Here is a 25,280-nt window from a genome sequence, read left to right as displayed (position 1 = left end):
CCCGCTTGTACCCAGGCAAATGTGCGATGTCGCGTTAAGCAGACATCGACCATGATCCGGCCGCCGCACCCCGCACGGATCGCCCCCGACGCGCGGGGCGGCGCAAGGCTGCCACGATTCTCACGGATCAAGGCGGAAGGGCGTCAAGGAGTTCCACCGCATGGCCAAGGACACCGCACCCGACAAGCCCGCACGACGGCTGCGGGCCCGCGACCTCGTTGAGGATCGGCGCATCGTCCTGATGCTGGCGCTCGGCTTCTCCTCGGGGCTGCCGCTGCTCCTGGTGCTCGGGACGTTCACCCTGCGGCTCGCCTTCTCGGACATCAACGTCAAGGCGATCGGCCTGTTCAGCTACGTGGCGCTGCCGTACTCGCTGAAGTTCCTGTGGGCGCCGATGATCGACCGGATCGACGTTCCGGTGCTGAGCGCTCGTCTTGGGCGCCGCCGCGCCTGGATGGTGACGACGCAGGTCGCGGTGGCGCTCTGCCTGGTGCTGATGGCCTTCGCCGATCCGCAGACGAGCCTCGCGCTGCTCGGCCTCGGCGCCTTCCTCGTCGCCTTCTGCGCCGCGACCCAGGACGTGGTCGTCGACGGCTGGCGCATCGACGCCGCCGGCACCGACTTCCAGGGCATCCTCGCGGCGACCTCGAACCTCGGCTACCGCCTCGGCCTGATCACGGCGGGCGCCGGCGCGCTGTTCATCGCCTCCGACAAGGGCTGGACCTTCGCCTACCTGACGATGGCGGCCCTGATGCTCGTCGGCCTGATCGCGACCCTGCTCGCGCCTGCCTTCGACACCCGGCGCCCCGAGCCGGCGGCCGCAGCCGCGCAGACGCCGAAGGCGGCCGGGACGCGGCTGTTGTCGATCCGCCAGGCCGTGCTGGAGCCCCTGGTCGAGCTGCACGGCCGGATGGGGCCAGCCCTGTCGGGCGTGCTGGTGCTGGTGGCGCTCTACCGCATGCCGGATTTCGTCTCCGGCGTGATGGCGAGCCCGCTGTACCGGACGCTGGGCTTCGACCTGAAGGAGATCGCCACCGTCACCAAGCTCTACGGCATCTGGGTCGGCATCGCGGGCGGGTTCGCGGGCGGCTGGGCGATGGCGCGATTCGGGATGTTCCCGACGCTGCTGGCCGGCGCCTTCCTCGCCGCCGCCTCGCACCTCTCCTTCGCCTGGCTGTCGACCGGCGGGCCGGAGGTCTGGCGGCTGACGGTGGCGATCTCGATCGAGAACTTCTGCGGCTCCTTCGCCGGCATCGCGCTGATCGCCTACATGTCGAGCCTGACCACACCCGGCTACGCGGCGACGCAGTACGCCCTGTTCTCCTCGCTCTACGCGCTGCCGGGCAAGCTCGTCGCGGGCACCGCCGGCTACATCGTCGCCGCCTTCGGCTACCCGACCTTCTTCGTCCTGACCTCGGCGGTCGGCATCCCGGTGGTGCTGCTCTGCCTCGCCGTCGGCAGAACGCCGAGCCGCAGGCCCGTGCCGGCCTCGGGCGACGCGGGGATGGCCGCCGCGGGCGGGCACGGGAACCCTCCCGCGCCCGTCCCGCTTCCTACCGGTTCGCCGGGCGTGCCCCTGAGAACCCAGGCTTGAGGAGGAATGCATGAGCGATATCGCGCTGACCGGTGAGGTCCTTCCGGCCGCCACCGAGTCCATCGAGCGTCCCTTGAGCGAGGCGGACCTCGCGGCATTGCGCCGGTCCGTCCGCGCCCTGGAGCAGCCGGGCCTCGCCGCCCGGCTCTCGGCCGCCGCCGGCGCTCCCCTCGACATGATCGGCCGGTCCCTGCCGGCCCCGGTAACCGAGGTCGTCGGGCGCTCGACCGAGGCGGCGATGCGCGGGGCGCTGCGCGTTGCGCTCAAGACCCTGCCGAAGGTCGCGGTCGCGCCGGCCGCCGGCAACGAGATCGAGAGCGTCGCCGTCAAGCCGGAGGGACGCCTCGGCGCGCTGCTCGGCAGCCTGACCGGATCGAGCACCTTCAACCACAAGGCCATGGCCGCGCTGTCGGGGGCGTTCGGAGGCGCCTTCGGCCTCGCGACGCTGGCCGTCGAGCTGCCGGTCTCGACCACCCTGATGCTGCGCTCGATCGCCGAGATCGCGCGGGAGGAGGGCGAGGACCTCGACGACCCGGAGGGTGCGCTCGCCTGCGTCCAGGTCTTCGCGCTGGGCGGAAAGGGCGATGCGGCGGGCGCGGCCGAGGGCACCGGCCTGACCGAGAGCGGCTACTTCGCGGTGCGCGCAGCCCTCGCCAAGACGATGGCGGAGGCCGCCCGCTACGTCGGGAGCAAGACGCTGCTCGACCAGTCGGCGCCGGCGCTGATCCGCTTCACCGCGCAGATCGCGGCGCGCTTCGGCATCGTGGTCTCGCAGAAGGTCGCCGCGCAGGCGGTGCCGGTGCTGGGCGCGTTCGGCGGCGCGGCGGTCAACACCGCCTTCATGAGCCACTTCCAGTCGATGGCCCGCGCCCACTTCACCGTCCGGCGCCTGGAGCGCACCTACGGGCAGGCGACCGTGCGTGCGGCCTACGAGGTGGAGAAGGCCGCGCTCGGCGTCGCATGACGGGCTGAACCGGCCTATCGTCCCCAGAGGATCGCGGGACAGAACGGAGACCGGCCCTGCTCGGCAACGGAGAGATGATCGGCCGGCTCGCGCTGGCGGCCCTGCTCGGCAGCGTGATCGGGCTCGAGCGCGAGCGCCTGCTCTGGGCGGCCGGCCTGCGCACGCACATGCTGGTCTGCGTCGGCTCGTGCCTGATCATGCTGGTCTCGATCTACGGCTTCGCCGACGCGCTGGGCGCCCGGAACGTCGTCCTCGACCCGTCGCGCGTCGCGGCGCAGGTGGTCTCCGGGATCGGCTTCCTCGGCGCGGGCACGATCCTGCTGCGCGGCGAGGTCGTGAAGGGGCTGACCACCGCCGCGAGCCTGTGGGCGGTGGCGGCGATCGGGCTCGCCATCGGCGGCGGGCTCTACGTCCCGGCGGTGGCGACCACGACCTTCGTTGTCGCGATCCTCGCGGGCGTGAAGCCGCTGGAGGAGCGCTGGCGCGACCGGATGCAGACGCGGACCCTCCGCCTGATCGCCAAGCGCGGGACGCTGTCGATCGACACCCTGCACGCGGCGACCGGCGAACGGGCCTCGCGGGTGCGCCAGTTCCTGGCGCGCACCGCCGAGGACCCCGCCCTCGACGAGATCGAGGTCGCGTTCGTGCGCCTGTCGGCGACCAGCGTCGAGGCGATCGCCGAGACCCTGCGGGCGAACCCCGACGTCGTCAGCGTCGAGACGGCGCAGCGCTAGAGCACCCTCTTCACGCGAGCCGGGAGCCACCTCGCTCGAAAATGCTCGGGGCGCGCCGGACCCGAGGTCGCTCAGGCCTTCCTGAGCCCGAACCAGCCGGCGATGCCGGTCTTGGCCGCCGCAGGCTCGCCGTCCAGGAACATCCGGTAGGCCGGGTTCTCGGTCTCGTCGAAGCACGGGAAGCCGAGAGCTTCGACAGCCCGGTCGAAACGGCCTTTGGCGTCGGGGGGCACGGCGATGCCGGCGAGCACCCGGCCGTAATCGGCACCGTGGTTGCGGTAGTGGAACAGGGTGATGTTGAAGTCCTCGCCGAGCGCGTCGAGGAACTTCAGCAGCGCGCCCGGCCGCTCCGGGAACTGGAAGCGGTAGAGCCGCTCGTGCGCCAGGCCCGAGACGCGGCCGCCGACCATGTAGCGGACATGGACCTTGGCCATCTCGTTGTCGCTCATGTCGTGGACGTCGTAGCCCCCGGCGACGAGGCCCGCGACGAGGTCGCGCTTCTCGGGCCGGCCGCCGGGCAGGTTGATGCCGACGAAGATCCTGGCTTGCGCGCCCGGCGCGTAGCGGTAGTTGAACTCGGTGATCGCGCGCGGTCCCAGGGCCCTTATGAAGGCCCGGTAGGCGCCGGGCTTCTCCGGGATGGTGACGCCGAGCAGGACCTCCCGCTCCTCGCCGAGCTCGGCCCGCTCGGCGATGTGGCGCAGGCGGTCGAAGTTGAGGTTCGCCCCGGAGGAGATCGCGACGAGCGTGCCGGCGCCGCCCTCGCGCTCGGCGTAGAGCTTGGCGCCGGCGAGCGCGAGCGCGCCGGACGGCTCGGACACCGCGCGGGTGTCGTCGAAGATGTCCTTCACCGCCGCGCACATCGCATCGGTGTCGACGGTGATGACCTCGTTGAGGTGCTGGCGGCACAGCCGGAACGTCTCGGCCCCGGCCTGGCGGACGGCGACGCCGTCGGCGAACAGCCCGACGCTCGGCAGCAGCACGAGCTCGCCGGCCTTCAGGGCCTCGGCCATGCAGGCGGCGTCGTCCGGCTCCACGCCGATCACCTTGGTCTCCGGCCGCAGGTACTTGACGTAGGTCGCGATTCCCGCCGCGAGCCCGCCGCCGCCGACGGGCACGAAGATCGCCTCGATCGGGCCGGTATGCTGCTGCAGGATCTCCATGCCGATCGTGCCCTGGCCGGCGATCACGTCGGGATCGTCGAAGGGGTGGAGGAAGGTGAGGTCCTGCTCGGCCTCCAGGCGCCGCGCCTCGCTCAGCGCCTCGTCGAAGGCGTCGCCGTGCAGGATCACCTCGGCGCCTCGGGCGCGACAGGCGTCGACCTTGATCGCGGGCGTCGTGCGCGGCATCACGATGACCGCCCGCACCTGCAGGCGCGCGGCCGCCAAGGCCACGCCCTGCGCGTGGTTGCCGGCCGAGGCGCAGATCACGCCGCGGGCGAGCTGCTCGGGCGAGAGCCCCGACATCTTGTTGTAGGCGCCGCGCAGCTTGAACGAGAAGACCGGCTGCAGGTCCTCGCGCTTCAGAAGCACCGGCCGCCCGAGCCGGACGGTCAGGCGCGGCATCGGATCGAGCGGGCTCTCGATCGCCACGTCGTAGACCCGCGCGGTGAGGATCTTGCGGATGTAGTCGGGTGCCGGTTCGGCCGGAGGACTTGCGGGTTTCACGGTGTCGGACATGCGGCCGGCAATAGCCGCTTGCCGCGCAAGATGCGAGCGCGCGCCCCCGTTCGGCCCCGCATGCCTGCCCGGCCCCGGATGCCGGAGACCGCCGGACGTGCGGCAGGGACGATGGTCCGCACCGCCGCCCGGGCGGGACGTCGGAGCGCGAAGGGCGTCGTGACGATCGGGACGCCGGCACCGGCGTTCCGCGAGCGTCCGAGCGACGGCGTCACGGTGAAGGCCCGCTCGGAAGTCCGCACGGTCCCGGCTCCGGAGCGACGATGGCGCGAACGCCGCGGCGTCAGAGCCGGTCGATCAGCGCAGCGACCCAGACCAGGGCGGCGATCGCCTGCGCCGAGAACGTCCCGGCCGAGGCGAGGTCCTTCACCGTGCCGATCCGCGGGTGGCGGCCGGGATGGAGGTGATCGCACAGCTTCTCGATCGCGGTGTTGAGAAACTCCGCGGCGAGCATCAGCAGGAGCGTCGCCATCAGCGCGACGCGGACCCAGAGGCTCGCGCCGAGCACGAGGGCCGCCGGCACGCCGACGACGAGCAGCACCAGCTCGAGCCGCACGGCGCGCTCGGTGCGGGCGCCGTGGACGAGGCCGCGCCAGGAATTCAGGAAGGCGAGCCAGAGCGCATGCATTCACGCCGCCTCGTCCATTCACGCCGATTCCTGCGGCACCGCGCGGGCGATCCACTTGGCCAGCACCGGGCCGGTGATCAGGACCACGAACAGCCGGAGCGTCTGCACCGCGAGCACGAACGACACGTCGACCTTCGAGCCGACCGCGATGATCGCCACCGAGTCGAGGCCGCCGGGGCTGGTCGCGAGGAAGGCGGTGAGGAAGTCGATCGCGAGCAGGTGCGTCAGCCCGAGCGCCCAGCCGGCGCAGAGCAGGATCACGGCGAGCGTCGCGACGAGGATGCCGGGCAGCGCGTGCAGCGTCGCGCGCAGGGTCTCGCGGGTGAAGCGCAGGCCGACGTACCAGCCGATCGTCGCGTAGGCGAGCTCGAGGATCGGCAGCGGCAGGGTGATGCTGGCGACGCCGGTCGCGTGAAGCGCCGCGCCGAGCAGCATCGGCCCGATCAGCGCGCCGGCGGGCAGGCGGAGCCACAGCGCGATGCCGGCGCCGGCGGCCGCGACCGCGAGCGTGACCAGCACCGGCAGCACGGTCGCCGCCTCGGCGACCGCCGGCGGCGGGCCGGCCGCCACGGAATCGGTCAGCAGCCGCGCCACCAGCGAGGCCGAGAGCACCACGGCGGCGACGCGCACGTACTGCATGAAGGCGACGAGGCGGGGATCGGAGCCGTATTCCTCGGCCATCGCCACCATCGCCGCCGCCCCGCCCGGCGAGGAGCCCCAAGCGGCGGTCGTGCCGGGCAGCACCCGCAGGCGCGTGAGCACCAGCCCGACGAGGGCGCCGGCGAGCACCGTGACGCCGACCACGAGCAGGATCAGCGGGCCGTCCGCGATCAGGGTCTTGGTGATCTCCGCGGTGATGGCGTGGGCCACCATGCAGCCGATCATCGCCTGCGAGGCCTGGAAGGCCGGCCGCGGCATCCGGAGCGGCGCCCCCCGCACCCCGAACACGATCGCCGCGATCATCGGCCCGAGCAGGAACGCGGCCGGGAACTGCCCGAGCTTCAGGCCGAAGCCGAGCAGGCCCGAGGCGGCGATCAGCGCCGCCCAGAGGGCGATGGTCCGTGCGGGAAAAGGCAAGGCGACGCGCCAGGTTCGATCGATCGCATGGCGGTCCGCGATCCTGGCGCCGCGCTACACCCTGTCGCCCGGCCTGTCACGCGCACGGGCGCACAACCCAGCCCTGTGCGACCTGTTCGTCACCCGGCGGCGATCGTCGCCTCGCGGCAGGCGGCGGTGCCGGCCGGCGCCTGCGCGCGGAAGAAGGCGGCCAGCGCGGCGAGGCCCGGCGCCCGCGGGTCGCTCGCCCGCCAGGCCAGCGCGATGGTCCGGCCCGGCCCGTCGGTGTCGAAGCCGCGGATCACGGTGAGCCCGCTCGGATCGGGGCCGGACGGGACGGCGAGGGCGGGAAGCAGGGTGTAGCCGGCCCCGGCCGCCACCATCGAGCGCAGGGTCTCCAGGCTGGTGGCATGTCGCCCGGCGGCGCTGCCCGCCCCGCAGGCGGCGATCGCCTGGTCGCGCAGGCAGTTGCCCTCGTCGAGAAGCAGCAGGTCCGGCCCGGCGATGTCGGCGGCGCGCAGGGCCCCGCGCTGCGCGAGCGCATGGTCGGCCGGGCAGGCGAGGCGGAACGGCTCGACGAAGAGCGGCGAGACGGTGAGCCCCGAGGCGGGCAGGGGCAGCGACACCAGGGCGGCGTCGACCCGCCCGTCGCGCAGGGCGGCGAGGATGTCGGCGGTGCGGCCCTCGCTGAGGGCCAGCGCCAGCATCGGGAATTCCTGGCGCATCGTCCGCAGCACCAGGGGGAAGAAGTACGGCCCGAGCGTCTGGATCGCCGCGAGCACGAGCCTACCGGTGAGCGGCGCGCCGCGGCCCTCGCTGGCCAGCGCGAGCAGGCGCTGCGCCTCGGCCAGCACCGCGCGGGCCTGGCGCACGATGATCTGGCCCGGCGCCGTCATCAGCACGCGCCGGTTGGAGCGCTCGAACAGCACGAGCCCGAGCGCGCCCTCGAGCTTGCGCACCTGGACGCTGAGCGTCGGCTGGCTGACGTTGCAGCGTTCGGCCGCCCGGCCGAAATGCCCCTCGTCGGCGATGGCGACCACGTATTCGAGGTCGCGGAGCGACAGGCCGGCAAGGTTCATAGTTTTTGTCTATCATACCCTTTGCGACGATGCATTGGCTAATGGGTTCGGAGTGGCGCATAAGGAGAGCCCGGAACGATTCCAGGAAACGGCGTCCCCTCGTTCGCGGGCGCAGGCGCCGATCCTCGAGCCTCGTCACCACCACGGAGAGATTCTTCGCATGAGCGATCAACGCCCGATCCTGACGACCCGCCAGGGCCACCCGGTCCGCGACAACCAGAGCACGCGCACGGTGGGCGAGCGGGGTCCCGCGACGCTCGAGAACTACCAGTTCATCGAGAAGATCACGCATTTCGACCGCGAGCGCATCCCCGAGCGGGTCGTGCATGCCCGCGGCGCCGGCGCCCACGGCTACTTCGAGGCCTACGGCAAGATCGGCAACGAGCCGGCTTCCAAGTACACCCGCGCCCGCGTCCTCAACGAGACCGGCGTGAAGACGCCGATGTTCGTGCGCTTCTCCACCGTGGCCGGCGCCAAGGAGAGCCCGGAGACCGAGCGCGACCCGCGCGGCTTCGCGGTCAAGTTCAAGACCGTCGACGGCAACTGGGACCTGGTGGGCAACAACCTCAAGGTCTTCTTCATCCGCGACGCGATCAAGTTCCCCGACATGATCCACGCGTTCAAGCCGGACCCGGTGACGAACCGCCAGGAGGCGTGGCGCTTCTTCGACTTCGTGGCGCAGCACCCCGAAGCGATCCACATGGTGACGCACCTGAAGTCGCCGTGGGGCATCCCCGCCAACTATCGCGAGATGGAAGGCTCCGGCGTCAACACCTACAAGCTGGTCAACGACCAGGGCGAGGCGGTGCTCTGCAAGTTCCACTGGGAGCCCAAGCAGGGCATCCGCAACCTGACCTCGGCCCAGGCGGCCGAGATCCAGGGCAAGGACGTCGGCCACGCCACGCGTGACCTCTACGACAACATCAAGGCCGGCAACTTCCCCGAGTGGGAGTTCTGCGTGCAGATCATGCCGGACGGCCCGAACGACCACCTGTCGTTCGATCCCCTCGACGACACCAAGCTGTGGCCGGTCGAGGACTTCCCGCTGCTGCCCGTGGGCCGCATGGTGCTCGACCGCGTGCCGGACAACTTCTTCGCCGAGGTCGAGCAGTCGGCCTTCGGCACGGGCGTGCTCGTGGACGGCATCGACTTCTCGGACGACAAGATGCTCCAGGGCCGGACGCTGTCCTACTCGGACACGCAGCGCTACCGGGTCGGCGCCAACTACCTGCAGCTGCCGATCAACGCGCCGCAGCCGGGCGTGAAGGTCTACTCGAACCAGCGCGACGGGCAGATGACCTACGGCGTCGACGGGACCGGCCCGAACAAGCACATCAACTACGAGCCCTCGACGCTGGCCGAGGGCCTGCGCGAGGCGCCGAAGCCCGCGAAGGACTACCACCAGCCGGTGCAGGGCAACCTCGGCCGCTACCAGACCTCGCGCACCGAGGACGACTACACCCAGGCCGGCGTGCGCTACCGCTCGTTCCAGGATTGGGAGCGCGACGACCTGATCGCCAACCTCGTCGGCGACATGAAGCAGTGCCCCGAGGCGATCCAGCTGCGGATGGTCTGGCACTTCTCGCATGCTGACGCCGATTACGGCCGCCGGGTCGCGGAAGGGGCCGGGATCGACCTCGCCAAGGCGCTGGCGCTGCCGCCGCTGCCGGGGCGCGCCGCGCCGGGCAAGCGCCTGACGCCCGAGACCTACACGGACGGCTCGCAGGCGCACCAGATCGCCGCCGAGTAGCCCGCTTCGCGCTTCGCGCGGACGACGACATCAGCCCCGCGCGGTCGAAGGACCGCGCGGGGTTCTTTCTTTGGCGGCCAGCCCCGCCGCCGCGCGGCGCGGCGTTTCCTCCCGCCCGGAAACGGTCTAAACGGCCGCTCCCGCGCCCCGCGCGGGGACCGACCCTCGTTTGCGCTTACCTGCCGCGTACGCAGGAGTGAGCCCGGAGACACCGCGACGATGCCCATCCTGACATTCCCCGACGGCAACACCCGCGCCTACGACGAGGCCGTGACCGGACGGAGCGTGGTCGAAGGCATCGCGAAATCGCTGGCCAAGCGCACCGTCGCGATGGCGCTCGACGGCGTCGTCGCCGACCTGTCCGACACGATCGAGCGCGACGCCCGCATCGAGTTCCTCGACCGCACCGACCCGCGGGCGCTGGAGCTGATCCGCCACGACTGCGCCCACGTGCTGGCGGAGGCCGTTCAGGCGCTGTGGCCGGGCACGCAGGTGACGATCGGCCCGGTGATCGAGAACGGCTTCTACTACGACTTCGCGCGCGAAACCCCGTTCACGCCGGACGACTTCCCGGCGATCGAGGCGAAGATGCGCGAGATCATGGCCCGCGATGCGGCCTTCACCAAGGAGGTCTGGAAGCGCGACGACATCCGCAAGGTGTTCGCCGACCGGGGCGAGGCCTACAAGGTCGAGCTGGTCGACGCGATCCCGCCGGGCGAGGACCTGAAGGTCTACCGCCAGGGCGACTGGTTCGACCTGTGCCGCGGCCCGCACATGACCTCGACCGGCAAGGTCGGGCCGGCCTTCAAGCTGATGAAGGTCGCCGGCGCCTACTGGCGGGGCGATTCGAGCAACCCGATGCTGACCCGCATCTACGGCACCGCCTGGGCCACGAAGGAGGAGCTCGACGCCTATCTCCACCGCCTGGAGGAGGCCGAGCGCCGCGACCACCGCCGGCTCGGCCGGGAGATGGACTTGTTCCACTTCCAGGAGGAGGGGCCGGGCGTCGTGTTCTGGCACGCCAAGGGCTGGACGATCTTCCAGGAGCTGATCGCCTACATGCGCCGCCGCCTGAAGGGCGACTACGCCGAGGTCAACGCGCCGCAGATCCTCGACAAGGCCCTGTGGGAGACCTCCGGCCATTGGGGCTGGTACCGCGAGAACATGTTCGCGGCCCAAAGCGCCGGCGACGAGGCCGAGGACAAGCGCTGGTTCGCCTTGAAGCCGATGAACTGCCCGGGCCACGTTCAGATCTTCAAGCACGGTCTGAAGAGCTACCGCGACCTGCCTCTGCGCATGGCGGAATTCGGCGTCGTGCATCGCTACGAGCCGTCGGGCGCGATGCATGGGCTGATGCGCGTGCGCGGCTTCACGCAGGACGACGCGCACATCTTCTGCACCGAGGACCAGCTCGCCGACGAGTGCCTCACGATCAACGACCTGATCCTCTCGACCTACGCCGATTTCGGCTTCGACCAGATCGTGGTGAAGCTCTCGACCCGGCCCGAGAAGCGGGTCGGCTCGGACGCCCTATGGGACCATGCCGAGGAGGTGATGACCCGCGTGCTGGCGCAGATCGAGGCGCAGTCGGGCGGCCGCATCCGCACCGAGGTGAACCCGGGCGAGGGCGCCTTCTACGGGCCGAAGTTCGAGTACGTGCTGCGCGACGCGATCGGGCGCGACTGGCAGTGCGGCACCACGCAGGTGGACTTCAACCTGCCGGAGCGGTTCGGTGCGTTCTACGTCGATGCCGAGAGCCAGAAGGTGCCGCCGGTGATGGTGCACCGGGCGATCTGCGGCTCGATGGAGCGGTTCACCGGCATCCTGATCGAGCACTTCGCCGGCCACTTCCCGCTCTGGCTCGCCCCCGTCCAGGTGGTGGTCGCGACCATCACCGGGGAAGCCGACGCCTATGCGGCGGAGGTCGTCCGGGCGCTGACGCGGGCCGGCCTGCGGGTCGAGGCGGACCTGCGCAACGAGAAGATCAACTACAAGGTCCGCGAGCACTCGCTGGCCAAGGTGCCGGTGATCCTGGCGCTCGGCCGGCGCGAGGCCGAGGAGCGCACGGTCTCGATCCGGCGGCTGGGCAGCCAGCAGACCCGGACCCTGCCGCTCGCGGAGGCGGTGGCGAGCTTCGTCGCCGAGGCGACCTCGCCCGACCTGCGCCGGGCCGAGGCCGTCGCCGAGAGCGTGCCGAGCACGGGCACGGTGCTCGACGGGCAGCATGGCGAGAGCCCGACGCCGTAAGGCGCCGGCGCCCGCTCACCCCGCCTTGGCCAGGACCTCGATGTCGCGGTCGAGCCCGCTCTCGACCTTGAACTCGCGGGTGTAGACCTGCCCGTCGTGGCGGGCGATCAGCACGTAGTCGCCCTCCGCCAGGGTGACCTGCGGGAACGCGCCGATCGCCTCGCGGATGGTGTCGCCGCCGGGCGTCAGCACCGAGAAGGCCGTGCCGGCGAAGGCCTCGGCGCCGGGGCTGGTGACGAGCTTCAGCGTCACCGTGGCGGCCCGGTGGTTGAGGGTGGCGTCGGTGACCTTGCCGTTCTCGACCTTCAGGTCGGCGCGCTGGATCGCGTTCGATTCCCCGTAGGTCGAGACCACGTGGTAGGTGCCCTCGGGCAGGCGCAGCAGCTCGCCGGCCTTGACGCCGCTGCGCACCAGCCGCCCCTCCGAGTTGGTGCCGATCGGCACGAAGACCGAGAAGGAGAGCTGCGCCGGCGCGATCCGGGTGTCGCCGATCGCGCCGGACAGCTTGAGCGCGCCGGCGGCCACCCGCAGGGTGTCGGTCGCCGGCTGGCCGGACATCGCGATCTTCTTGGTGGCGCTGGCGAAGCCGTAGGTCACGGAGGCGACGTAGGCGCCCGGCGCGAGCTTGAACGTCGGCGCCGGGTCGGTGGAGCGCGCGACGATCGCGGGCCGGACGCCGTCGGTGCGGTCCTCGTAGATCCGCCACACCAGGCCGGACCGCAGCGGCTGGCCGATCCCCGACAGCAGCGCGGAGAGCGACAGGGTCGCCTCGCCCTCGGGCTGGCTCGGGGGCAGGTCCGGCGTCGTGATCGAGGGCGAGGGAAGGCCGCCGCCGAGGCGGTTGCCGAAGGGGTCCGGCGACTGCGCCGCGGCTGCGAGCGGCGCGACCGCAGCCAGCAGCGCCAATCCGGGCCCGAGCCTTCGTCCGCGCATGTCGCAAGCCTTCTCCCCAAAGGCCGAACCGGCCGAACGTCACCGTCTCGCCCGTGTGATCCCGGACCGTGGCGAGCGCAAGGCCGCCGAGGGTCCTCGCGCTCCCCGCGCCAAGCTGCCCGACTTCCCAGCCGGCCCCACCCGTGCGAAATCCCGGCGCGATCGCGGGACCGCCCCGCACCGGCCAGCCGAGACGCCCCGATGAACGCCACCCTCGACATGCTGCGCACCCGCCGCTCGGTGCCGCCCGTGCGGATGACGGAGCCGGGACCGAGTCCGGAGCAGATCGACACGATCCTGACGCTGGCCTCGCGGGTGCCCGACCACGGCAAGCTCGCGCCGTGGCGCTTCATCGTGATCGCGGGCGCGGCGCGCGAGCGGATCGGGGCCGTGATCGCGAAGACCTACGCCGCCGACAACCCGGAGGCCGACGCCGCGCGGCTCGACCTCGAGGCCAAGCGCCTCGCGCACGCGCCGGTCGTCGTCGCGGTCGTGTCGCGGGCCGGGCCGCACGTGAAGATCCCGGAATGGGAGCAGGTTCTGTCGGCGGGCGCCGCCTGCATGAACCTCGTGGTGGCGGCCAACGCCCAGGGCTTCGCCACCGCCTGGCTGACCGAATGGTACGCCTACGATCGCCGCGTGCTCGAAGCCCTTGGCCTCGACCCGCGCGAGAAGCTCGCGGGCTTCATCCATATCGGTGCCCCCGAGGAGATCCCGTCGGACCGGCCGCGGCCGGACCTCGCCGAGATCGTCACGCGCCTGTAAGGCTCGCACCCATGCATTACGCCCCCGACGACCGCACCCTGCCGCACAACCCGCTGAAGGCGATCGTCGCGCCGCGGCCGATCGGCTGGATCAGTGCCATGAGCCGCGACGGGAAGCTCAACCTCGCGCCGTACTCGTTCTTCAACGCGGTCGGCGACGACATGGTCGCGTTCTCCTCCACCGGCCGCAAGGACGCGCTGACCTTCGCGGAGGAGGGCGGCGATTTCGTCTGCAACCTCGCCACCTACGATCTGCGCGAGCCGATGAACGCCTCCTCGGCCCCATTGCCGCGCGGCGAGAGCGAGTTCGATTTCGCGGGGCTGACCACGGCCCCGTCGCGCAAGGTGCGCGCGCCTCGGGTGGCGGAAGCCGCCGCCGCGCTCGAATGCCGGTGGCTGCAGACCGTGCCGCTGGTTCCGCTCGGAGGGGGCGAGGCCGCCAACTTCCTGGTGATCGGGCAGGTGGTCTCGATCTACATCGACGACCGCTTCGTGAAGGACGGCCTCGTCGACACGGCCGCGATGCAGCCGATCATGCGCGGCGGCTACTTCGACTATTTCAAGATCGGGCCGGACGCGAAGTTCGCCATGCAGCGCCCCAAGGGCGCCGGCGACTACACCGCGCGCTGACGCGACGGGAAGCGGAACAGGCGCGCGCTCGGGCTCTGCAGCCCGGCGCCCTTCGACGGATCTCCGCCCGCGCAGGGTCGTGCGCGCAAGACCCGTGCGCGGTCGAAGAAAGCTTAGACCCTCATCGCCGGCACGCGCCCCTGCATCCCCGTGCAGTGGCGACGCGCCCTGAGGCGGAGCGCAGGCCCGAACCCCGGTCTTGCCGGCGCTTCGTTAACCTTCGCCGGGCGCGAATGCCGGCACCGAATCTCCCCCTGGGGTCCACTTCGCCATGGAACCTTCGGAACGATCGCCCAGCTTCAGCGTTGAGCTTGTGAATTCGATGGATCATCGAGAAAGGATCATCATGCGCAAGTTCGCTCTCGTCACCGCCGCGATCATCTCGGCTGGTGTCCTCTCCGCCACCACGGCCGATGCGCGTCCCGGCTTCCGCGGCGGCTACGGCCACGGTTACGGCGGCGGCTACGGCCGGGGTTATGGCTACCGCGGCGGTCGCGGCATCGGCACGGGCGCCGCTGTCGGCCTCGGCATCGCCGGACTCGCAGCCGGTGCGATCGCCGCCGGCGCAGCACGCGATGCCTACGGCTACAACCGCGGCTACGGTGCGTACGGCGGCTACGGCGCCCCGGCCTACGGCGGCTACTACGGCTCGCCCTACTAAGGGCTCGCCATCCAGCACGTGAATTTGGGGCGACCGGGCATTCCGGTCGCCCTTTTCGTTCGTACGGCTTCCCTCAGCGGGCGCGGTAGGGCGGGACGCCGGGATCGGGCAGCCAGACGGAGGCGGGCGGCGCACCGGTCTGCCAGAACACGTCGATCGGGATGCCGCCGCGCGGGTACCAGAAGCCGCCGATCCGCAGGTAGCGCGGCCCGAGCAGGTCGACGAGCGTCTTGGCGATGCCCACCGTGCAATCCTCGTGGAACGCACCGTGGTTGCGGAATGCGCCGAGGTAGAGCTTGAGCGACTTCGACTCCACGAGCCAGCGATCCGGGACGTAGTCGATCACCAGGATCGCGAAGTCGGGCTGGCCGGTCACCGGGCAGAGCGAGGTGAATTCCGGGACGGTGAAGCGGGCGAGGTAGTCGGTATCCGGGTGCGGGTTCGGCACCCGGTCGAGGCGGGCCTCGTGCGGGCCGGCGGGGAGGGGCGTCGGCTGCCCCAGCTGCAAGGATTCATCGGTCATGGCCCTCCTTACCGCAGGCCTCGCCGCGGTGCATCCGACCCGCGTGCATGGTTCGGCCGCGCGTCGCTCGTGGCATCGCCGCTGGGGCTCGAAACCGGAACGGGCGGCGGCGGCTTTTGCATTCACTTTGCCGGTCGCATCGCGCGATCGCGCACCGCCTTGCCCGAGGCCGCGCCTTGACGGATAAGCCGCAGCGACGAGACCGAATCCGGGCCCGCCGCCGATCGCGTGCGCCCTTGGGGAGGAGCCTTCATGACCGCGATCACCAACATCGCCGCCCGCGAAATTCTGGACAGCCGCGGCAACCCCACCGTCGAGGTCGACGTGCTGCTGGAGGACGGTTCCTTCGGCCGCGCGGCCGTGCCGTCGGGCGCCTCCACCGGCGCGCATGAAGCGGTGGAGCTGCGCGACGGCGACAAGGGCCGCTACGCCGGCAAGGGCGTGCGCAACGCCGTGCACGCGGTCCAGACCGAGATCCTCGACGCGATCGGCGGCATGGACGCTGAGGACCAGGTCGCGGTCGACGAGGCGATGATCGAGCTCGACGGCACCCCCAACAAGGCCCGCCTCGGCGCCAACGCCATCCTCGGCGTGTCGCTCGCCGTGGCCAAGGCCGCCGCGGAAGCCTCCGGCCTGCCGCTCTACCGCTACGTCGGCGGCGTCCAGGGCCGGGTCCTGCCGGTGCCGATGATGAACATCATCAACGGCGGCGCGCATGCCGACAACCCGATCGACTTCCAGGAATTCATGATCATGCCGGTGGGGGCCACCTCCATCGCCGAGGCGGTGCGCATGGGCGCCGAGGTGTTCCACACCCTCAAGAGCGCGCTCAAGAAGGCCGGGCACAACACCAACGTCGGCGACGAGGGCGGCTTCGCCCCGAACCTGCCGACGGCGGAAGCCGGCCTCGACTTCGTCATGGAGTCGATCCAGGCGGCGGGCTTCAAGCCGGGCACCGACATGGTGCTCGCGCTCGACTGCGCGGTCACCGACTGGTTCAAGGACGGCGCCTACCACTACGAGGGCGAGGGCACCGTCCGCTCGATCGAGAGCCAAGTCGACTACCTGGCCAAGCTCGTCGACGCCTACCCGATCCTGTCGATCGAGGACGGCATGGCCGAGGACGACTGGGAGGGCTGGCGCCTGCTCAACCAGCGCATCGGCGACCGCTGCCAGCTCGTCGGCGACGACCTGTTCGTGACCAACGTCGAACGCCTCGCCCGCGGCATCGCGGAGGGCTCTGCGAACGCGATCCTGATCAAGGTCAACCAGATCGGCTCGCTTACCGAGACGCTGGCCGCCGTCGATATGGCTCATCGAGCCGGCTACACCGCGGTGATGTCGCACCGCTCCGGCGAGACCGAGGACGCGACCATCGCCGATCTCGCGGTCGCGACCAATTGCGGGCAGATCAAGACCGGCTCGCTCGCCCGCTCGGACAGACTGGCCAAGTACAACCAGCTGATCCGGATCGAGGAGGGCCTCGGCGCGCAGGGGCGCTACGCCGGGCGCGGCGCGCTGCGCCAATCCGTGCGCGCCTGAGGCGGAACCTCCGTACCCGCACCCGCGTCATCCCGGCCTGCAGCCCAGCGCAGGCCGGAGCCGACGATGACGAAGCCGGACGCGACGCCCACCGCCCAGCCCGACCCTGAACCTGCGGCCGACGCCCCGCCGCACGACCTGCCTCCGGCGCTGGCCGCCCTGTGGTGGGCGGCGAAGGGTCCGACGCATTGGGACCGCGCCCACGCGCTCGTCCAGGACGCGGCGGGTGCGGATGCCGCCTGGGTCCACGCCCATCTCCACCGTCTTGAGGGCGACCCGGCCAACGCGGCCTACTGGTACGCCCGCGCCTCACGCCCCGTCGCCACCGGCGATCTCGCCGCCGAGCGGGACGCCATCGCCGCCGCCCTCCGGTCGGTCGCCTGATCCTCCACGATCGCCGGATGGATCCGCCGCCGCGCCTTCGAGGCGCACGAGCAACGGGGCGGCGGCCTCCGCAGCCAGGCGCTCGACCGCGCGGTACTGCGCCACCACCTCCGCGCCGAAGGCGGACAGCCGCGCCCCGCCACCGCTCCGTCCGCCGATCTGCGCCTCGACCACCGGCTGCCTGAACCCGGCATTGATCGCCTCGACCAGCATCCAGGCCCGCCGGTAGGACATGCCGAGCGCCCGGCCCGCCGCCGAGATCGAACCGTGCGCGGCGATCATCTCCAGCAGTTGCACCTTACCGGGTCCGAGCCGGTTGCCCGGCCCGAGATCGATGCGGATGCTCAGCGTCGCCATCGGTTCCCCTCGTCCGGCATTCTAACCCGGACGGCGACGGCACGGCGAGCGGCATCGACCCCGCGATCGGCCCTGGCCATCGCTATACTTGCTGGGATATAGCGGTGCGGCCGGCTCGACCCCTGCGAGGCGGCCGTTTCGGAGGTCGTCTTGATCGGTATCACGCGCGCCGTCCTCGTCGCCGCCCTGCTGCTCGGGACCGCCGCGCAGGCCGCCGAGACGGTCACGGTGTTCGGTGCCGCGAGCCTGAAGAACGCCCTGGACGACGCCGGCAAGGCCTTCACCGCGCAGACCGGGATCGCGGTCAAGGCGAGCTACGCCGCCTCCTCGGCGCTCGCCCGCCAGATCGAGGCGGGCGCGCCGGCCGACCTCTTCGCCTCGGCCGATCTCGAATGGATGGACTACCTCGACAAGAAGACGCTCATCCGGGCCGAGAGCCGGGTGAACCTGCTCAAAAACCGCCTCGTCGTCGTCGCACCGAAGGACGCCAAGGAGAGCGAGGTCCCGTTCACCGTAGAGGGCTTCGCCAAGGCGCTCGGCGTGGACGGGCGGCTCGCCACCGGCGAGGTCAGCTCGGTGCCGGTGGGCAAGTACGCCAAGGCGGCCTTCGAGACGCTCGGGCTGTGGGTCACGATCCAGCCGCGGCTGGCGCAGGCCGACAACGTGCGCGCGGCGCTCGCCCTGGTCTCGCGCGGCGAGGCGCCCCTCGGCGTGGTCTACGAGAGCGACGCGAAGTCCGATCCGGGCGTGAAGGTGGTCGGCGTGTTTCCGGCGGGCAGCCATCCGCCGGTGGTGTACCCGTTCGCCGTCACGTCCGAGGCTAAGGGCAACGGCGCGGCCCGTTTCCTCGACTTCCTGAAGAGCGCGTCGGCCAAGCGGTTCTTCGAAGCCCAAGGCTTCTCCGTGATCCCGGCCGGGCAGCGCACCGAGATCCCGGCCGAGCCCGGCACCAAGTGACTTTTCTTTCATCCACAGAGGCTGTTCGATGAAGATCTCCGCACGCAACGTCATCAAGGGCAAGGTCGTCGCCGTCGAGAAGGGCGCGACCACCGCGCACGTGAAGATCGAGATCGCCGCCGGCCAGATCGTCACCGCGGCGATCACCAACGAGGCGGTCGACAGCCTCAAGCTCACGGTCGGCGGCGAGGCCTACGCCGTGGTCAAGGCCTCCGACGTGATGGTCGCCGTCGACTGACCGGCTGCGATCATGGGGCCGGGGGCATCCGCCGGCCTCGTGGGCGACCGACCCCTTGGGCGATGCCCCCCGAGGCTCGGGATCACGCCAGGATCGGCGTGCAGATCGAGCGCCCGTGCCCCGGCAGGGGCACCACAGCCACCTCCACCCCGTAGACGCGGCGCAGGCTCTCGGGCGTGATCGTCGCCTCAGGGTCTCCGAGCGCGACGAGGCGGCCGCCGTGCAGCAGCGCGACGCGGTCGGCGCAGAGGAAGGCGTGGCCGGGGTCGTGCGTCGAAAGCACCACGGCGATGCCGGTGGCCGAGAGACGACGGACCTGCTCGAGCACGCGGGTCTGGTTGCCGAAATCGAGGCTCGCGGTCGGCTCGTCCATCACCAGGATGCGCGGCTCGCCGGCGAGCGCCCTCGCGATCAGCACCATCTGCCGCTCGCCGCCGCTGATCTCGGTGTAGATGCGCTCGCCGAGATGCGCGATCCCGAGCCTCTCGAGCGCCGCGTCCGCCGCCTCGCGGTCCTTGCGGCCGGGGCTGGCGAAGGGCGCGAGCCGGGCCGCGCGCCCCATCAGCACCACCGCGCGCACGGTGAACGGGAAGAACGCCGCATGCGCCTGCGGCACGTAGGCGATCGCGCGCGCAATCCTGCGCCGCGACCAGCGCGACAGGTCCTCGCCGTCGAGCCGGACGCGGCCCGCGCGGGCCGGCAGCAGGCCGAGCAGGGTCTTGAACAGGGTGGTCTTGCCGCCGCCGTTCGGCCCGAGCAGGCACAGCACCTCGCCGGCCCCGAGCGAGAAGCTGACGCCGGCGCCGACCTCGCGCGCGCCGTATCCGAAGGCCAGCGCCTCGACGGACAGCATCAGGACCAGCCCCGCTTGCCCGCGGCCAGCAGCCAGAGGAAGAACGGCGCGCCGGCGAGCGCCGTGAGGATGCCGAGCGGCACCTCGATCGGCGCCAGGGTGCGGGCGGCCAGATCCACCGCCACGAGATAGCCGGCGCCCAGCAGCGCGGAGGCCGGCAGCAGGCGGCGGAAATCCGGGCCGACGAGGCCGCGCGCGACGTGCGGCACGACCAGGCCGATCCAGCCGATCACCCCCGTCACCGAGACCGCCGCCGCGGTGACGAGCGTCGCCGCCGCGACGAGGAGCGGGCGCAGCCAGCGGGTCTCGATGCCGAGCGCCCGCGCCTCCTCCTCGCCGAGGCTCATCAGGTTCATGCGCCAGCGCAGCAGGACGAGGGGCAGGAGCCCGAGCCCAATCGCCGGCAGGATCGCCAGGACGTCGCTGAGGGTGACGGAGGACAGGCTGCCGAGCAGCCAGTAGGTGATGGCGGGCAGCTGGTTGTAGGGGTCGGCCAGCACCTTGAGCAGCGAGATGCCTGAGCCGAGCACGGCGCCGACCGCGACGCCGGCCAGCACCAGCGTCAGCACAGGATCGTGCCGGCCGACCAGCGCGCCGACCGCGTAGACGATCGCCACGGCGCCCAAGCCCCCGGCGAAGGCCAGCCCCTGGATCGCGAGGACCGGCAGCGCGAGGGTGATGCCGAGCACCGCCCCGAGACCGGCGCCGGCCGAGACCCCGAGGATGTCGGGCGAGACCAGGGGATTGCGGAACAGGCCCTGGTAGGTCGCGCCGGCCGACGACAAAGCCGCGCCGACGACGAGCGCGGCGGCCACCCGCGGCAGGCGGACCTGAAGCACCACCACCTGCGCGGTCGCCTCGCCCGGCGCGGTCCCGAACAGCTTGGAGGCCAGGATCGCGAACACCTCGGCGACCGGCACCGGGAATTTCCCCGCGGCGAGGGCGACGAGGACGAGCGCGCCGAGGCCGCACAGCGCGAGGCAGGCTCGCACGGCCGCCGAGGCACGCCGTCCCGCGCCGTGGACGGGCTGCGCCGCCGCGGGCGCGTCGGTCGTCGCGGTACCCTGGGTCATCGCCCGGCGTCGCGTCATCGGCGCGCCGGCACCGCATCAGTGAGCAGCGCGTCGACCGCCTCGGGGGCGAGGGCGACGTGGTAGAACCGCTGGTAGAAGTCGGCGACGATCGCCGGCAGGGGCTCGGGGAACTGCGCCGGGTAGAGCAGGTGCGCGAGCCAGCGCACGCCGATCAGGCGGTTCACGCCCGGCGGCGCGTCGAACCAGGCGAAGGGCGGCGTCGGCGTCCGATAGACGTGCCCCTCGCGCACCGCCTTCACCCCTTGCCAGAGCGGATCGTCGGCGGGCCGGAAGGCGGGATCGAGGGCGACGATCACGTCCGGGTTCCAGCCCAGGACCTGCTCGGGCGAGACGTTGGCGAGGCCGTTGCCGCCGACGGCCACGTTCCGGGCGCCGACCACCTCGAGGATCTCGGTGTTGATCGAGCCGGAAAAACCCGTCTCCAGGCCGCGCGGGCCGCGGGCATAGTACACGCGCGGACGCTCCGCCTCCGGGATCTGCGCGACGCGGGCGGCGACCTCCGCCACGGTGCGGTCGGCATAGGCCGCGAGCCCGTCGGCAGCCTGATCCAGTCCGAGGACGGCGCCGAGCCGACGGTAGGTCTCGGCGGTCCTGGCGAAGGCGCCGTCGAGCAGGATGTAGGGGATGCCGGTCTGGGCCTGGACCCGGTCGGCGAGCGAGGCGTAGGTCGGCCCCGTCGAGCCGACGTCGACGATGAGGTCCGGCTTGAGGGCGAGCACCGCCTCGACGTTGGCCGTGCCGCCGCGCCCGGTCAGGCGGCCGCTGGCCGGAAGTCCCCAGGTCGCCGGGGCGAGGTAGGGCCGCTCCGCGGGGGAGGGCGACCGGACCCAGGCCGCCATCCGCTCGGGCGCGAGCGTGTAGAGCAGCACGGACGCGGGCGGGCCGGCGGCGACGATCCGGGCGGCCCGCTCCGGAACCTCGACCACGCGGCCGGCCGCATCGGTGAACGGGCGGGCCCGGGCCGGCCCCGCCGGGAGCGCCAAGAGCGCCAGCAGGGCGAGGCCGAGGGTCGTGCGTGCGAGGCGTCGCGGATGCGGCATGCTGCAGCTTCGATCGGAGGATGTTCGCTCACCCTAGGGGCAGCGCGCCGCGAGGGCCACCGGCGACGCTCGGATCCCGCCCGAACACCGCGGCGAGGATGGCCGCCGCCGCGGCGGTCTCGGCGAAGCCCCCCCGGAACCCGTCGCGGCAGGCCGCCTCCACCGTCGCGTGATCGGGCGACGGGCCGGGCATGTCGAAGGCCGGGACGCGCAAGGCGGCGGCGGCCAGCACCAGAAGCCCGCGCGCCTGCGCCAGCGGAGCAGGCTGCGGCGCCCGCGGCGAGGCCGAGACCCCGAGGTCGCGCGCCAGCGCGTCGAACGCGCAGAACAGGCCGGCGAGGCGCGCGAACCTTTCCGAGCCGCCGCCGAAGCGGAGCAGGGCGCCGGCGCCGTCGAGGCCGGCGACGATCCGCGTCGCACCGTCCGGGATGCCGGTCTCGGCCTCGTGCACGGACAGGCGCACGCCGAGCCGGGCGACGTCGCCGGCATCGGCGACACCCGGCAGGACGATGCCGTCGGGCCGCAGCGCCAGCGCCGCGGCGAGGTCGGCCGCGCTCGGTGCGACCCGGACGTAGAGCGGCAATGCGCCGGGCCTCCGCCGCAGGGGCGGGAGCCAGGCGGGCTCGGCGGCCGGGGCATGGTCCAGCACCAGGGCATCGGCGTGGGCGAGGTCGGGCGGCGCGCCCGCGGGCGAGGCGATCAGCAGGACGCGCATGAGGGCCGAGTCATCGGGCATTTAGGCTTTCTTTACCATGATGGCCAAAGGTCCCCGCATCCGGGGCGCACCGTGCGGCGCCTCACGCGACGCCCGTCCGGCGCGTGCGGCTCGAAGCGGCGATCGATGTTCCTGTTCACCACGCCTTCGAACCCCCAGCCAGCCGCGGCGCCGCCGCGGGCCGCGGGTCCGCAGGGCGCGGTCGTCGACGCGATTCGCGACGGGGCCCAGAGCAGCGGCGTCGGCTTCGACTACCTGCTCGCCACGGCGCAGCGCGAATCCGCCCTCGATCCCTCGGCCAAGGCCGGCACCTCGACCGCCACCGGCCTGTTCCAGTTCATCGAGCAGACCTGGCTCGGGGTGATGAAGTCCGCCGGGCCGAAGCTCGGCCTCCAGGCCTACGCCGACGCCATCGTCGCGCGGCCGGACGGCAGCTACACCGTCGCGGATGCCGGCCAGCGCCAGGCGATCCTCGACCTCCGGCGCGACCCGAAGATCGCCGCCTCGCTCGCGGGCGCCTTCACCCAGAAGAACGGCGAGGCGCTGTCGGCGGCGCTCGGGCGCGAGCCGACCGCGGGCGACCTCTACGCCGCCCACGTGCTCGGGGCGAAGGGCGCGACGACGCTAATCGCCGCCGCGCGGGCGACCCCGGACCGGGCGGCCGCCCTCGACATGCCGGAGGCCGCCGCCGCCAACCGCGGCCTGTTCTACGATCGCACCGGCCGGCCGCGCACCACCGCCGAGCTCTATGCCAGCCTCTCCGCGGCGGGCGCCGGCCGCACCGCCGCCAGCGACGTGACCCTGCTGACGCAGGGCGCCGCCGTCGCCCCGCCGGCGGCGGCGAGCGCCTACGCCGCGGTCGGGGGCGACCTGCGCACCCTGTTCCAGACCGACCGGCGCCAGGGCGCCCTCTCGGAGGGCGTCGCCAAGCTGTTCCAGGGCCGCGCGGCGGCGGCCGCCCGGCCGGCCCCGAGCTACTTCCCGCGCTCCGACCCGAGCCTCGATTCCACCGTGCCGGTCGCGGCGGTCGCCTCGGCCGACCCCGAGACCACCGGCGCCATCGCCGCGGCGATTCCGGCGGGCCGCGCGCTCGTCGATCCGCCGCTGCCGCCGCGCCGGCCGGCCGAGTTCGCGGCGTCGCTTGCCGCCGCCCCCAACGCGTCGTTGTTCACGAACCGGAGCGGCCCATGAACATCCGCCAGTTCCTCGCCTGCACCCAGTCCACCTCGGCGGGGCGCCGGGCCGAGGCCGCCTCCGCGCTGACGCGGGCCTACCTGTACGGCAACCTCGAGGCGGATGCCGCCTGGGAGGCCAAGACCGCGATCCTGGCGCTGCTCGACGACCCGGCCCCGGTGGTGCGCCGCGCCATGGCCGAGGCCTGCGCCGCCTCGGCGCGTGCGCCGCGCCCCCTCGTCGTGGCCCTGGCCTCCGACCAGACCGAGGTCGCCTGCCTGGTGCTCGCCGCATCGCCGGTCCTGACCGATGCCGACCTCGTGGACGCCGCCGCGATGGGCTGCGAGACGATCCGCGCGACGATCGCCGCGCGCCATCACCTCTCGCACGCCGTGGCCGGGGCCCTGGCCGAGATCGGCGGCGGCGACACCCTCGCGGTGCTGGCCCGCAACCCGACGGCGCGCATCACCACGGGCCGCATGCTGCGCATGGTCGAGCGCCACGGCGGCGACGCCGGCGTGCGCGAGGCGCTGCTGGCGCGGGCGGACCTGCCGATCGAGGTGCGCCACGCCGTCGGCGCCCGGCTCGCCCGGACCCTGTCGGACTTCGTGACCGCGTGCGGCTGGCTCTCGCCCGACCGCAGCGCCCGGATGAGCCGCGAGGCCGGCGAGCGCACGGTGCTCGAGCTCTGCGACGGCGCGGGCGCCGCCGCCACCGCGCGGATCGTCAAGCACCTGCGCACCACGGGCCAGCTCAATGCCGGCCTGATCCTGCGGGCGATCCTCTCGGGGCAGATGGCCTTTGCGGAGACCGCGTTCGCCGACCTCACCGGCCTGGAGCACGCCCGCGTCGGCACGCTGCTGCGCGAGCCGCGCGGGATCGCCGACCTGCATCGCCGCGCCGGCCTCGCCGAAGCGCTGCTGCCCGCAGTGGTGGCCGCGCTCTCGGCCTGGCGCGAGGCCGCCGACGGCACCAGCACGTTGCGCGGCGTCGGCCTGTCGCGGCGGATGATCGAGCGGGCGATCACCGCCTGCGAGGACATGCCGTTCTCCGAGATGCAGGGGGTGATGGCGCTGCTGACGCGCTACGAGGCCGAGGCCGCCCGCGACGAGGCCCGCGCGGTCGCCCGCGCCATCGCCGAGGAGGCCCTGGCGCGCGAGGCCGCCCGCCGCGTGGCCGACGAGGCTGCCGCGGAATGGCGCGCGGCGCAGGAGGCGGCCACGCTCCGGCTCGCGGCCGACGACATTCCCGAGCCGACGGCTTTGGACCGCATCGCGCTCGACCCTCGCGACCGCATCGGCGACCGGCGCTTCACGGACGTGGCGTCGCCCGAGGCCGACATCGTCGCCGAGCGGGAGCCGCGCACCGACCCGGTCGGCGCCATCCTCGACGCGCTGCCCGAAGCGATCCTGGCGAGTTTTCGCGAGGAGCAGGAGCGGGTGCGCCTCGCCGCGGAGACCGAAGCCGCGTCGGATGCCCAGGACGCCCCGGAGCGCCGGCGTCTGGCGGCCTGACCGCCGGGGTTGCGAAGCGCCGGCTCCCGCCGACAGGGTCCGGGATCCAGAGCCGCCGAGGGTGCCAAGCCGAATTCCGACCTGCGGTTCTCGATTCGAGGCTCGCCTTCTGCGCCCCGGGCTGACGGGAAAGATTTCGGCGGAGGGCGTCACGAGACGCATCATCTCGAT

The 25,280-nt window shown here is 72.5% G+C and carries 25 protein-coding genes; 14 read left to right on the top strand and 11 right to left on the bottom strand.

The window, feature by feature from the left end; genetic code table 11:
- Positions 1 to 160: 160 nt before the first annotated feature.
- The 3 genes from MKK60_RS16775 (at position 161) to MKK60_RS16765 (ending at position 3,292) form a co-directional block, all read left to right on the top strand.
- Complete coding sequence (locus MKK60_RS16775) at positions 161 to 1,594, top strand: AmpG family muropeptide MFS transporter (RefSeq protein ID WP_243987473.1); 1,434 nt, start codon at positions 161 to 163, stop codon at positions 1,592 to 1,594.
- 10 nt (positions 1,595 to 1,604) lie between these two features.
- Complete coding sequence (locus MKK60_RS16770; protein WP_243987471.1) at positions 1,605 to 2,558, top strand: EcsC family protein; 954 nt, start codon at positions 1,605 to 1,607, stop codon at positions 2,556 to 2,558.
- A 74-nt stretch (positions 2,559 to 2,632) separates the two neighbouring features.
- A complete protein-coding gene (locus MKK60_RS16765; protein WP_243987469.1) occupies positions 2,633 to 3,292 on the top strand; it encodes an MgtC/SapB family protein in 660 nt (219 codons plus the stop codon).
- Between the two features lie 71 nt (positions 3,293 to 3,363).
- Here the strand turns inward: MKK60_RS16765 and ilvA are convergent, their stop codons facing one another.
- The 4 genes from ilvA to MKK60_RS16745 form a co-directional block, all read right to left on the bottom strand.
- The gene (gene ilvA / locus MKK60_RS16760; RefSeq protein ID WP_243987467.1) at positions 3,364 to 4,971 is read right to left on the bottom strand and encodes a threonine ammonia-lyase, biosynthetic; all 1,608 of its coding nucleotides are present in this window, start codon (positions 4,969 to 4,971) and stop codon (positions 3,364 to 3,366) included.
- A 283-nt stretch (positions 4,972 to 5,254) separates the two neighbouring features.
- Positions 5,255 to 5,599, bottom strand: a complete 345-nt coding sequence (locus MKK60_RS16755; protein ID WP_147727848.1) for a diacylglycerol kinase — start codon at positions 5,597 to 5,599, stop codon at positions 5,255 to 5,257.
- An 18-nt stretch (positions 5,600 to 5,617) separates the two neighbouring features.
- Positions 5,618 to 6,676, bottom strand: coding sequence for an AbrB family transcriptional regulator (locus MKK60_RS16750; RefSeq protein ID WP_243987465.1), 1,059 nt, complete (start codon positions 6,674 to 6,676; stop codon positions 5,618 to 5,620).
- 119 nt (positions 6,677 to 6,795) lie between these two features.
- Positions 6,796 to 7,734 carry a LysR substrate-binding domain-containing protein gene (locus MKK60_RS16745; RefSeq protein ID WP_243987463.1) on the bottom strand — a complete coding sequence of 313 codons (939 nt, stop codon included), beginning with the start codon at positions 7,732 to 7,734 and terminating at the stop codon, positions 6,796 to 6,798.
- A 160-nt stretch (positions 7,735 to 7,894) separates the two neighbouring features.
- Between MKK60_RS16745 and MKK60_RS16740 the strand changes: the two genes are divergently transcribed.
- Entirely contained in the window at positions 7,895 to 9,484 is a 1,590-nt protein-coding gene (locus MKK60_RS16740; RefSeq protein ID WP_147726248.1) for a catalase, read from the top strand.
- Between the two features lie 219 nt (positions 9,485 to 9,703).
- A complete protein-coding gene (gene thrS, locus MKK60_RS16735) occupies positions 9,704 to 11,731 on the top strand; it encodes a threonine--tRNA ligase (protein ID WP_147726247.1) in 2,028 nt (675 codons plus the stop codon).
- Positions 11,732 to 11,746: 15 nt separating this feature from the next.
- Here the strand turns inward: thrS and MKK60_RS16730 are convergent, their stop codons facing one another.
- Positions 11,747 to 12,664 carry a hypothetical protein gene (locus MKK60_RS16730; RefSeq protein ID WP_243932170.1) on the bottom strand — a complete coding sequence of 306 codons (918 nt, stop codon included), beginning with the start codon at positions 12,662 to 12,664 and terminating at the stop codon, positions 11,747 to 11,749.
- A gap of 201 nt (positions 12,665 to 12,865) precedes the next feature.
- Between MKK60_RS16730 and MKK60_RS16725 the strand changes: the two genes are divergently transcribed.
- From MKK60_RS16725 to MKK60_RS16715, 3 genes are all read left to right on the top strand, one after another.
- Positions 12,866 to 13,429: a nitroreductase gene (locus MKK60_RS16725; RefSeq protein WP_243987449.1), complete on the top strand. Its 564-nt coding sequence runs from the start codon at positions 12,866 to 12,868 to the stop codon at positions 13,427 to 13,429.
- A gap of 11 nt (positions 13,430 to 13,440) precedes the next feature.
- On the top strand, positions 13,441 to 14,058 hold the full coding sequence (locus tag MKK60_RS16720) for a flavin reductase family protein (protein ID WP_243938004.1): 618 nt from the start codon (positions 13,441 to 13,443) through the stop codon (positions 14,056 to 14,058).
- A gap of 346 nt (positions 14,059 to 14,404) precedes the next feature.
- Positions 14,405 to 14,719, top strand: a complete 315-nt coding sequence (locus MKK60_RS16715; RefSeq protein WP_147726243.1) for a hypothetical protein — start codon at positions 14,405 to 14,407, stop codon at positions 14,717 to 14,719.
- A gap of 73 nt (positions 14,720 to 14,792) precedes the next feature.
- Here the strand turns inward: MKK60_RS16715 and queF are convergent, their stop codons facing one another.
- Positions 14,793 to 15,242: a preQ(1) synthase gene (gene queF / locus MKK60_RS16710; RefSeq protein ID WP_147726242.1), complete on the bottom strand. Its 450-nt coding sequence runs from the start codon at positions 15,240 to 15,242 to the stop codon at positions 14,793 to 14,795.
- Positions 15,243 to 15,494: 252 nt separating this feature from the next.
- On the opposite strand from queF, the gene eno reads away from it, so the two are divergent.
- Together eno and MKK60_RS16700 are read left to right on the top strand one after the other, a co-directional pair.
- Positions 15,495 to 16,784: a phosphopyruvate hydratase gene (gene eno, locus MKK60_RS16705; protein ID WP_243938002.1), complete on the top strand. Its 1,290-nt coding sequence runs from the start codon at positions 15,495 to 15,497 to the stop codon at positions 16,782 to 16,784.
- A gap of 66 nt (positions 16,785 to 16,850) precedes the next feature.
- Complete coding sequence (locus tag MKK60_RS16700; RefSeq protein WP_243946673.1) at positions 16,851 to 17,168, top strand: hypothetical protein; 318 nt, start codon at positions 16,851 to 16,853, stop codon at positions 17,166 to 17,168.
- Here the strand turns inward: MKK60_RS16700 and MKK60_RS16695 are convergent.
- On the bottom strand, positions 17,094 to 17,525 hold the full coding sequence (locus MKK60_RS16695) for a winged helix-turn-helix domain-containing protein (protein WP_243932173.1): 432 nt from the start codon (positions 17,523 to 17,525) through the stop codon (positions 17,094 to 17,096). The two genes, MKK60_RS16700 and MKK60_RS16695, sit on opposite strands and share 75 nt — an antisense overlap.
- 150 nt (positions 17,526 to 17,675) lie before the next feature.
- Between MKK60_RS16695 and modA the strand changes: the two genes are divergently transcribed.
- Both modA and MKK60_RS16685 read left to right on the top strand, forming a co-directional pair.
- Positions 17,676 to 18,482 carry a molybdate ABC transporter substrate-binding protein gene (gene modA / locus MKK60_RS16690; RefSeq protein ID WP_243987447.1) on the top strand — a complete coding sequence of 269 codons (807 nt, stop codon included), beginning with the start codon at positions 17,676 to 17,678 and terminating at the stop codon, positions 18,480 to 18,482.
- A 28-nt stretch (positions 18,483 to 18,510) separates the two neighbouring features.
- Positions 18,511 to 18,720, top strand: coding sequence for a molybdopterin-binding protein (locus MKK60_RS16685; RefSeq protein WP_147726238.1), 210 nt, complete (start codon positions 18,511 to 18,513; stop codon positions 18,718 to 18,720).
- Positions 18,721 to 18,802: 82 nt separating this feature from the next.
- On the opposite strand, the gene MKK60_RS16680 is transcribed toward MKK60_RS16685, so the two are convergent.
- The 4 genes from MKK60_RS16680 to MKK60_RS16665 are packed head-to-tail and all read right to left on the bottom strand — an operon-like array spanning position 18,803 to position 22,443.
- Positions 18,803 to 19,573, bottom strand: a complete 771-nt coding sequence (locus MKK60_RS16680) for an ABC transporter ATP-binding protein (protein ID WP_409567417.1) — start codon at positions 19,571 to 19,573, stop codon at positions 18,803 to 18,805.
- The gene (locus MKK60_RS16675) at positions 19,573 to 20,646 is read right to left on the bottom strand and encodes a FecCD family ABC transporter permease (RefSeq protein ID WP_243987445.1); all 1,074 of its coding nucleotides are present in this window, start codon (positions 20,644 to 20,646) and stop codon (positions 19,573 to 19,575) included. Before MKK60_RS16675 ends, MKK60_RS16680 begins: the two co-directional genes overlap by 1 nt.
- Positions 20,647 to 20,660: 14 nt before the next feature.
- A complete protein-coding gene (locus MKK60_RS16670; protein WP_243987443.1) occupies positions 20,661 to 21,707 on the bottom strand; it encodes an iron ABC transporter substrate-binding protein in 1,047 nt (348 codons plus the stop codon).
- A gap of 28 nt (positions 21,708 to 21,735) precedes the next feature.
- Positions 21,736 to 22,443, bottom strand: coding sequence for an aldolase/citrate lyase family protein (locus MKK60_RS16665; RefSeq protein ID WP_243987441.1), 708 nt, complete (start codon positions 22,441 to 22,443; stop codon positions 21,736 to 21,738).
- 105 nt (positions 22,444 to 22,548) lie between these two features.
- Between MKK60_RS16665 and MKK60_RS16660 the strand changes: the two genes are divergently transcribed.
- Both MKK60_RS16660 and MKK60_RS16655 read left to right on the top strand, forming a co-directional pair.
- A complete protein-coding gene (locus tag MKK60_RS16660) occupies positions 22,549 to 23,613 on the top strand; it encodes a transglycosylase SLT domain-containing protein (RefSeq protein WP_243946667.1) in 1,065 nt (354 codons plus the stop codon).
- Positions 23,610 to 25,109 carry a DUF2336 domain-containing protein gene (locus MKK60_RS16655; RefSeq protein WP_243987428.1) on the top strand — a complete coding sequence of 500 codons (1,500 nt, stop codon included), beginning with the start codon at positions 23,610 to 23,612 and terminating at the stop codon, positions 25,107 to 25,109. Before MKK60_RS16660 ends, MKK60_RS16655 begins: the two co-directional genes overlap by 4 nt.
- Positions 25,110 to 25,280: the final 171 nt, after the last annotated feature.

It is taken from the genome of Methylobacterium sp. J-092 (assembly GCF_022829325.1).
Classification (GTDB): domain Bacteria; phylum Pseudomonadota; class Alphaproteobacteria; order Rhizobiales; family Beijerinckiaceae; genus Methylobacterium.
Note: the sequence above shows the minus strand (reverse complement) of the source record. Positions and strands in the feature narration are given on the sequence as shown.

Excerpts from the sequence above, each read along its gene's own strand:
- MKK60_RS16775 (WP_243987473.1), top strand. The coding sequence starts at position 161 with ATGGCCAAGGACACCGCACCCGACAAGCCCGCACGACGGCTGCGGGCC.
- MKK60_RS16770 (WP_243987471.1), top strand. The coding sequence starts at position 1,605 with ATGAGCGATATCGCGCTGACCGGTGAGGTCCTTCCGGCCGCCACCGAG.
- MKK60_RS16765 (WP_243987469.1), top strand. The coding sequence starts at position 2,633 with ATGATCGGCCGGCTCGCGCTGGCGGCCCTGCTCGGCAGCGTGATCGGG.
- ilvA (WP_243987467.1), bottom strand. The coding sequence starts at position 4,971 with ATGTCCGACACCGTGAAACCCGCAAGTCCTCCGGCCGAACCGGCACCC.
- MKK60_RS16755 (WP_147727848.1), bottom strand. The coding sequence starts at position 5,599 with ATGCATGCGCTCTGGCTCGCCTTCCTGAATTCCTGGCGCGGCCTCGTC.
- MKK60_RS16745 (WP_243987463.1), bottom strand. The coding sequence starts at position 7,734 with ATGAACCTTGCCGGCCTGTCGCTCCGCGACCTCGAATACGTGGTCGCC.
- MKK60_RS16740 (WP_147726248.1), top strand. The coding sequence starts at position 7,895 with ATGAGCGATCAACGCCCGATCCTGACGACCCGCCAGGGCCACCCGGTC.
- thrS (WP_147726247.1), top strand. The coding sequence starts at position 9,704 with ATGCCCATCCTGACATTCCCCGACGGCAACACCCGCGCCTACGACGAG.
- MKK60_RS16730 (WP_243932170.1), bottom strand. The coding sequence starts at position 12,664 with ATGCGCGGACGAAGGCTCGGGCCCGGATTGGCGCTGCTGGCTGCGGTC.
- MKK60_RS16725 (WP_243987449.1), top strand. The coding sequence starts at position 12,866 with ATGAACGCCACCCTCGACATGCTGCGCACCCGCCGCTCGGTGCCGCCC.
- MKK60_RS16720 (WP_243938004.1), top strand. The coding sequence starts at position 13,441 with ATGCATTACGCCCCCGACGACCGCACCCTGCCGCACAACCCGCTGAAG.
- MKK60_RS16715 (WP_147726243.1), top strand. The coding sequence starts at position 14,405 with ATGCGCAAGTTCGCTCTCGTCACCGCCGCGATCATCTCGGCTGGTGTC.
- queF (WP_147726242.1), bottom strand. The coding sequence starts at position 15,242 with ATGACCGATGAATCCTTGCAGCTGGGGCAGCCGACGCCCCTCCCCGCC.
- eno (WP_243938002.1), top strand. The coding sequence starts at position 15,495 with ATGACCGCGATCACCAACATCGCCGCCCGCGAAATTCTGGACAGCCGC.
- MKK60_RS16700 (WP_243946673.1), top strand. The coding sequence starts at position 16,851 with ATGACGAAGCCGGACGCGACGCCCACCGCCCAGCCCGACCCTGAACCT.
- MKK60_RS16695 (WP_243932173.1), bottom strand. The coding sequence starts at position 17,525 with ATGGCGACGCTGAGCATCCGCATCGATCTCGGGCCGGGCAACCGGCTC.
- MKK60_RS16685 (WP_147726238.1), top strand. The coding sequence starts at position 18,511 with ATGAAGATCTCCGCACGCAACGTCATCAAGGGCAAGGTCGTCGCCGTC.
- MKK60_RS16680 (WP_409567417.1), bottom strand. The coding sequence starts at position 19,573 with ATGCTGTCCGTCGAGGCGCTGGCCTTCGGATACGGCGCGCGCGAGGTC.
- MKK60_RS16675 (WP_243987445.1), bottom strand. The coding sequence starts at position 20,646 with ATGACCCAGGGTACCGCGACGACCGACGCGCCCGCGGCGGCGCAGCCC.
- MKK60_RS16670 (WP_243987443.1), bottom strand. The coding sequence starts at position 21,707 with ATGCCGCATCCGCGACGCCTCGCACGCACGACCCTCGGCCTCGCCCTG.
- MKK60_RS16665 (WP_243987441.1), bottom strand. The coding sequence starts at position 22,443 with ATGCCCGATGACTCGGCCCTCATGCGCGTCCTGCTGATCGCCTCGCCC.
- MKK60_RS16660 (WP_243946667.1), top strand. The coding sequence starts at position 22,549 with ATGTTCCTGTTCACCACGCCTTCGAACCCCCAGCCAGCCGCGGCGCCG.
- MKK60_RS16655 (WP_243987428.1), top strand. The coding sequence starts at position 23,610 with ATGAACATCCGCCAGTTCCTCGCCTGCACCCAGTCCACCTCGGCGGGG.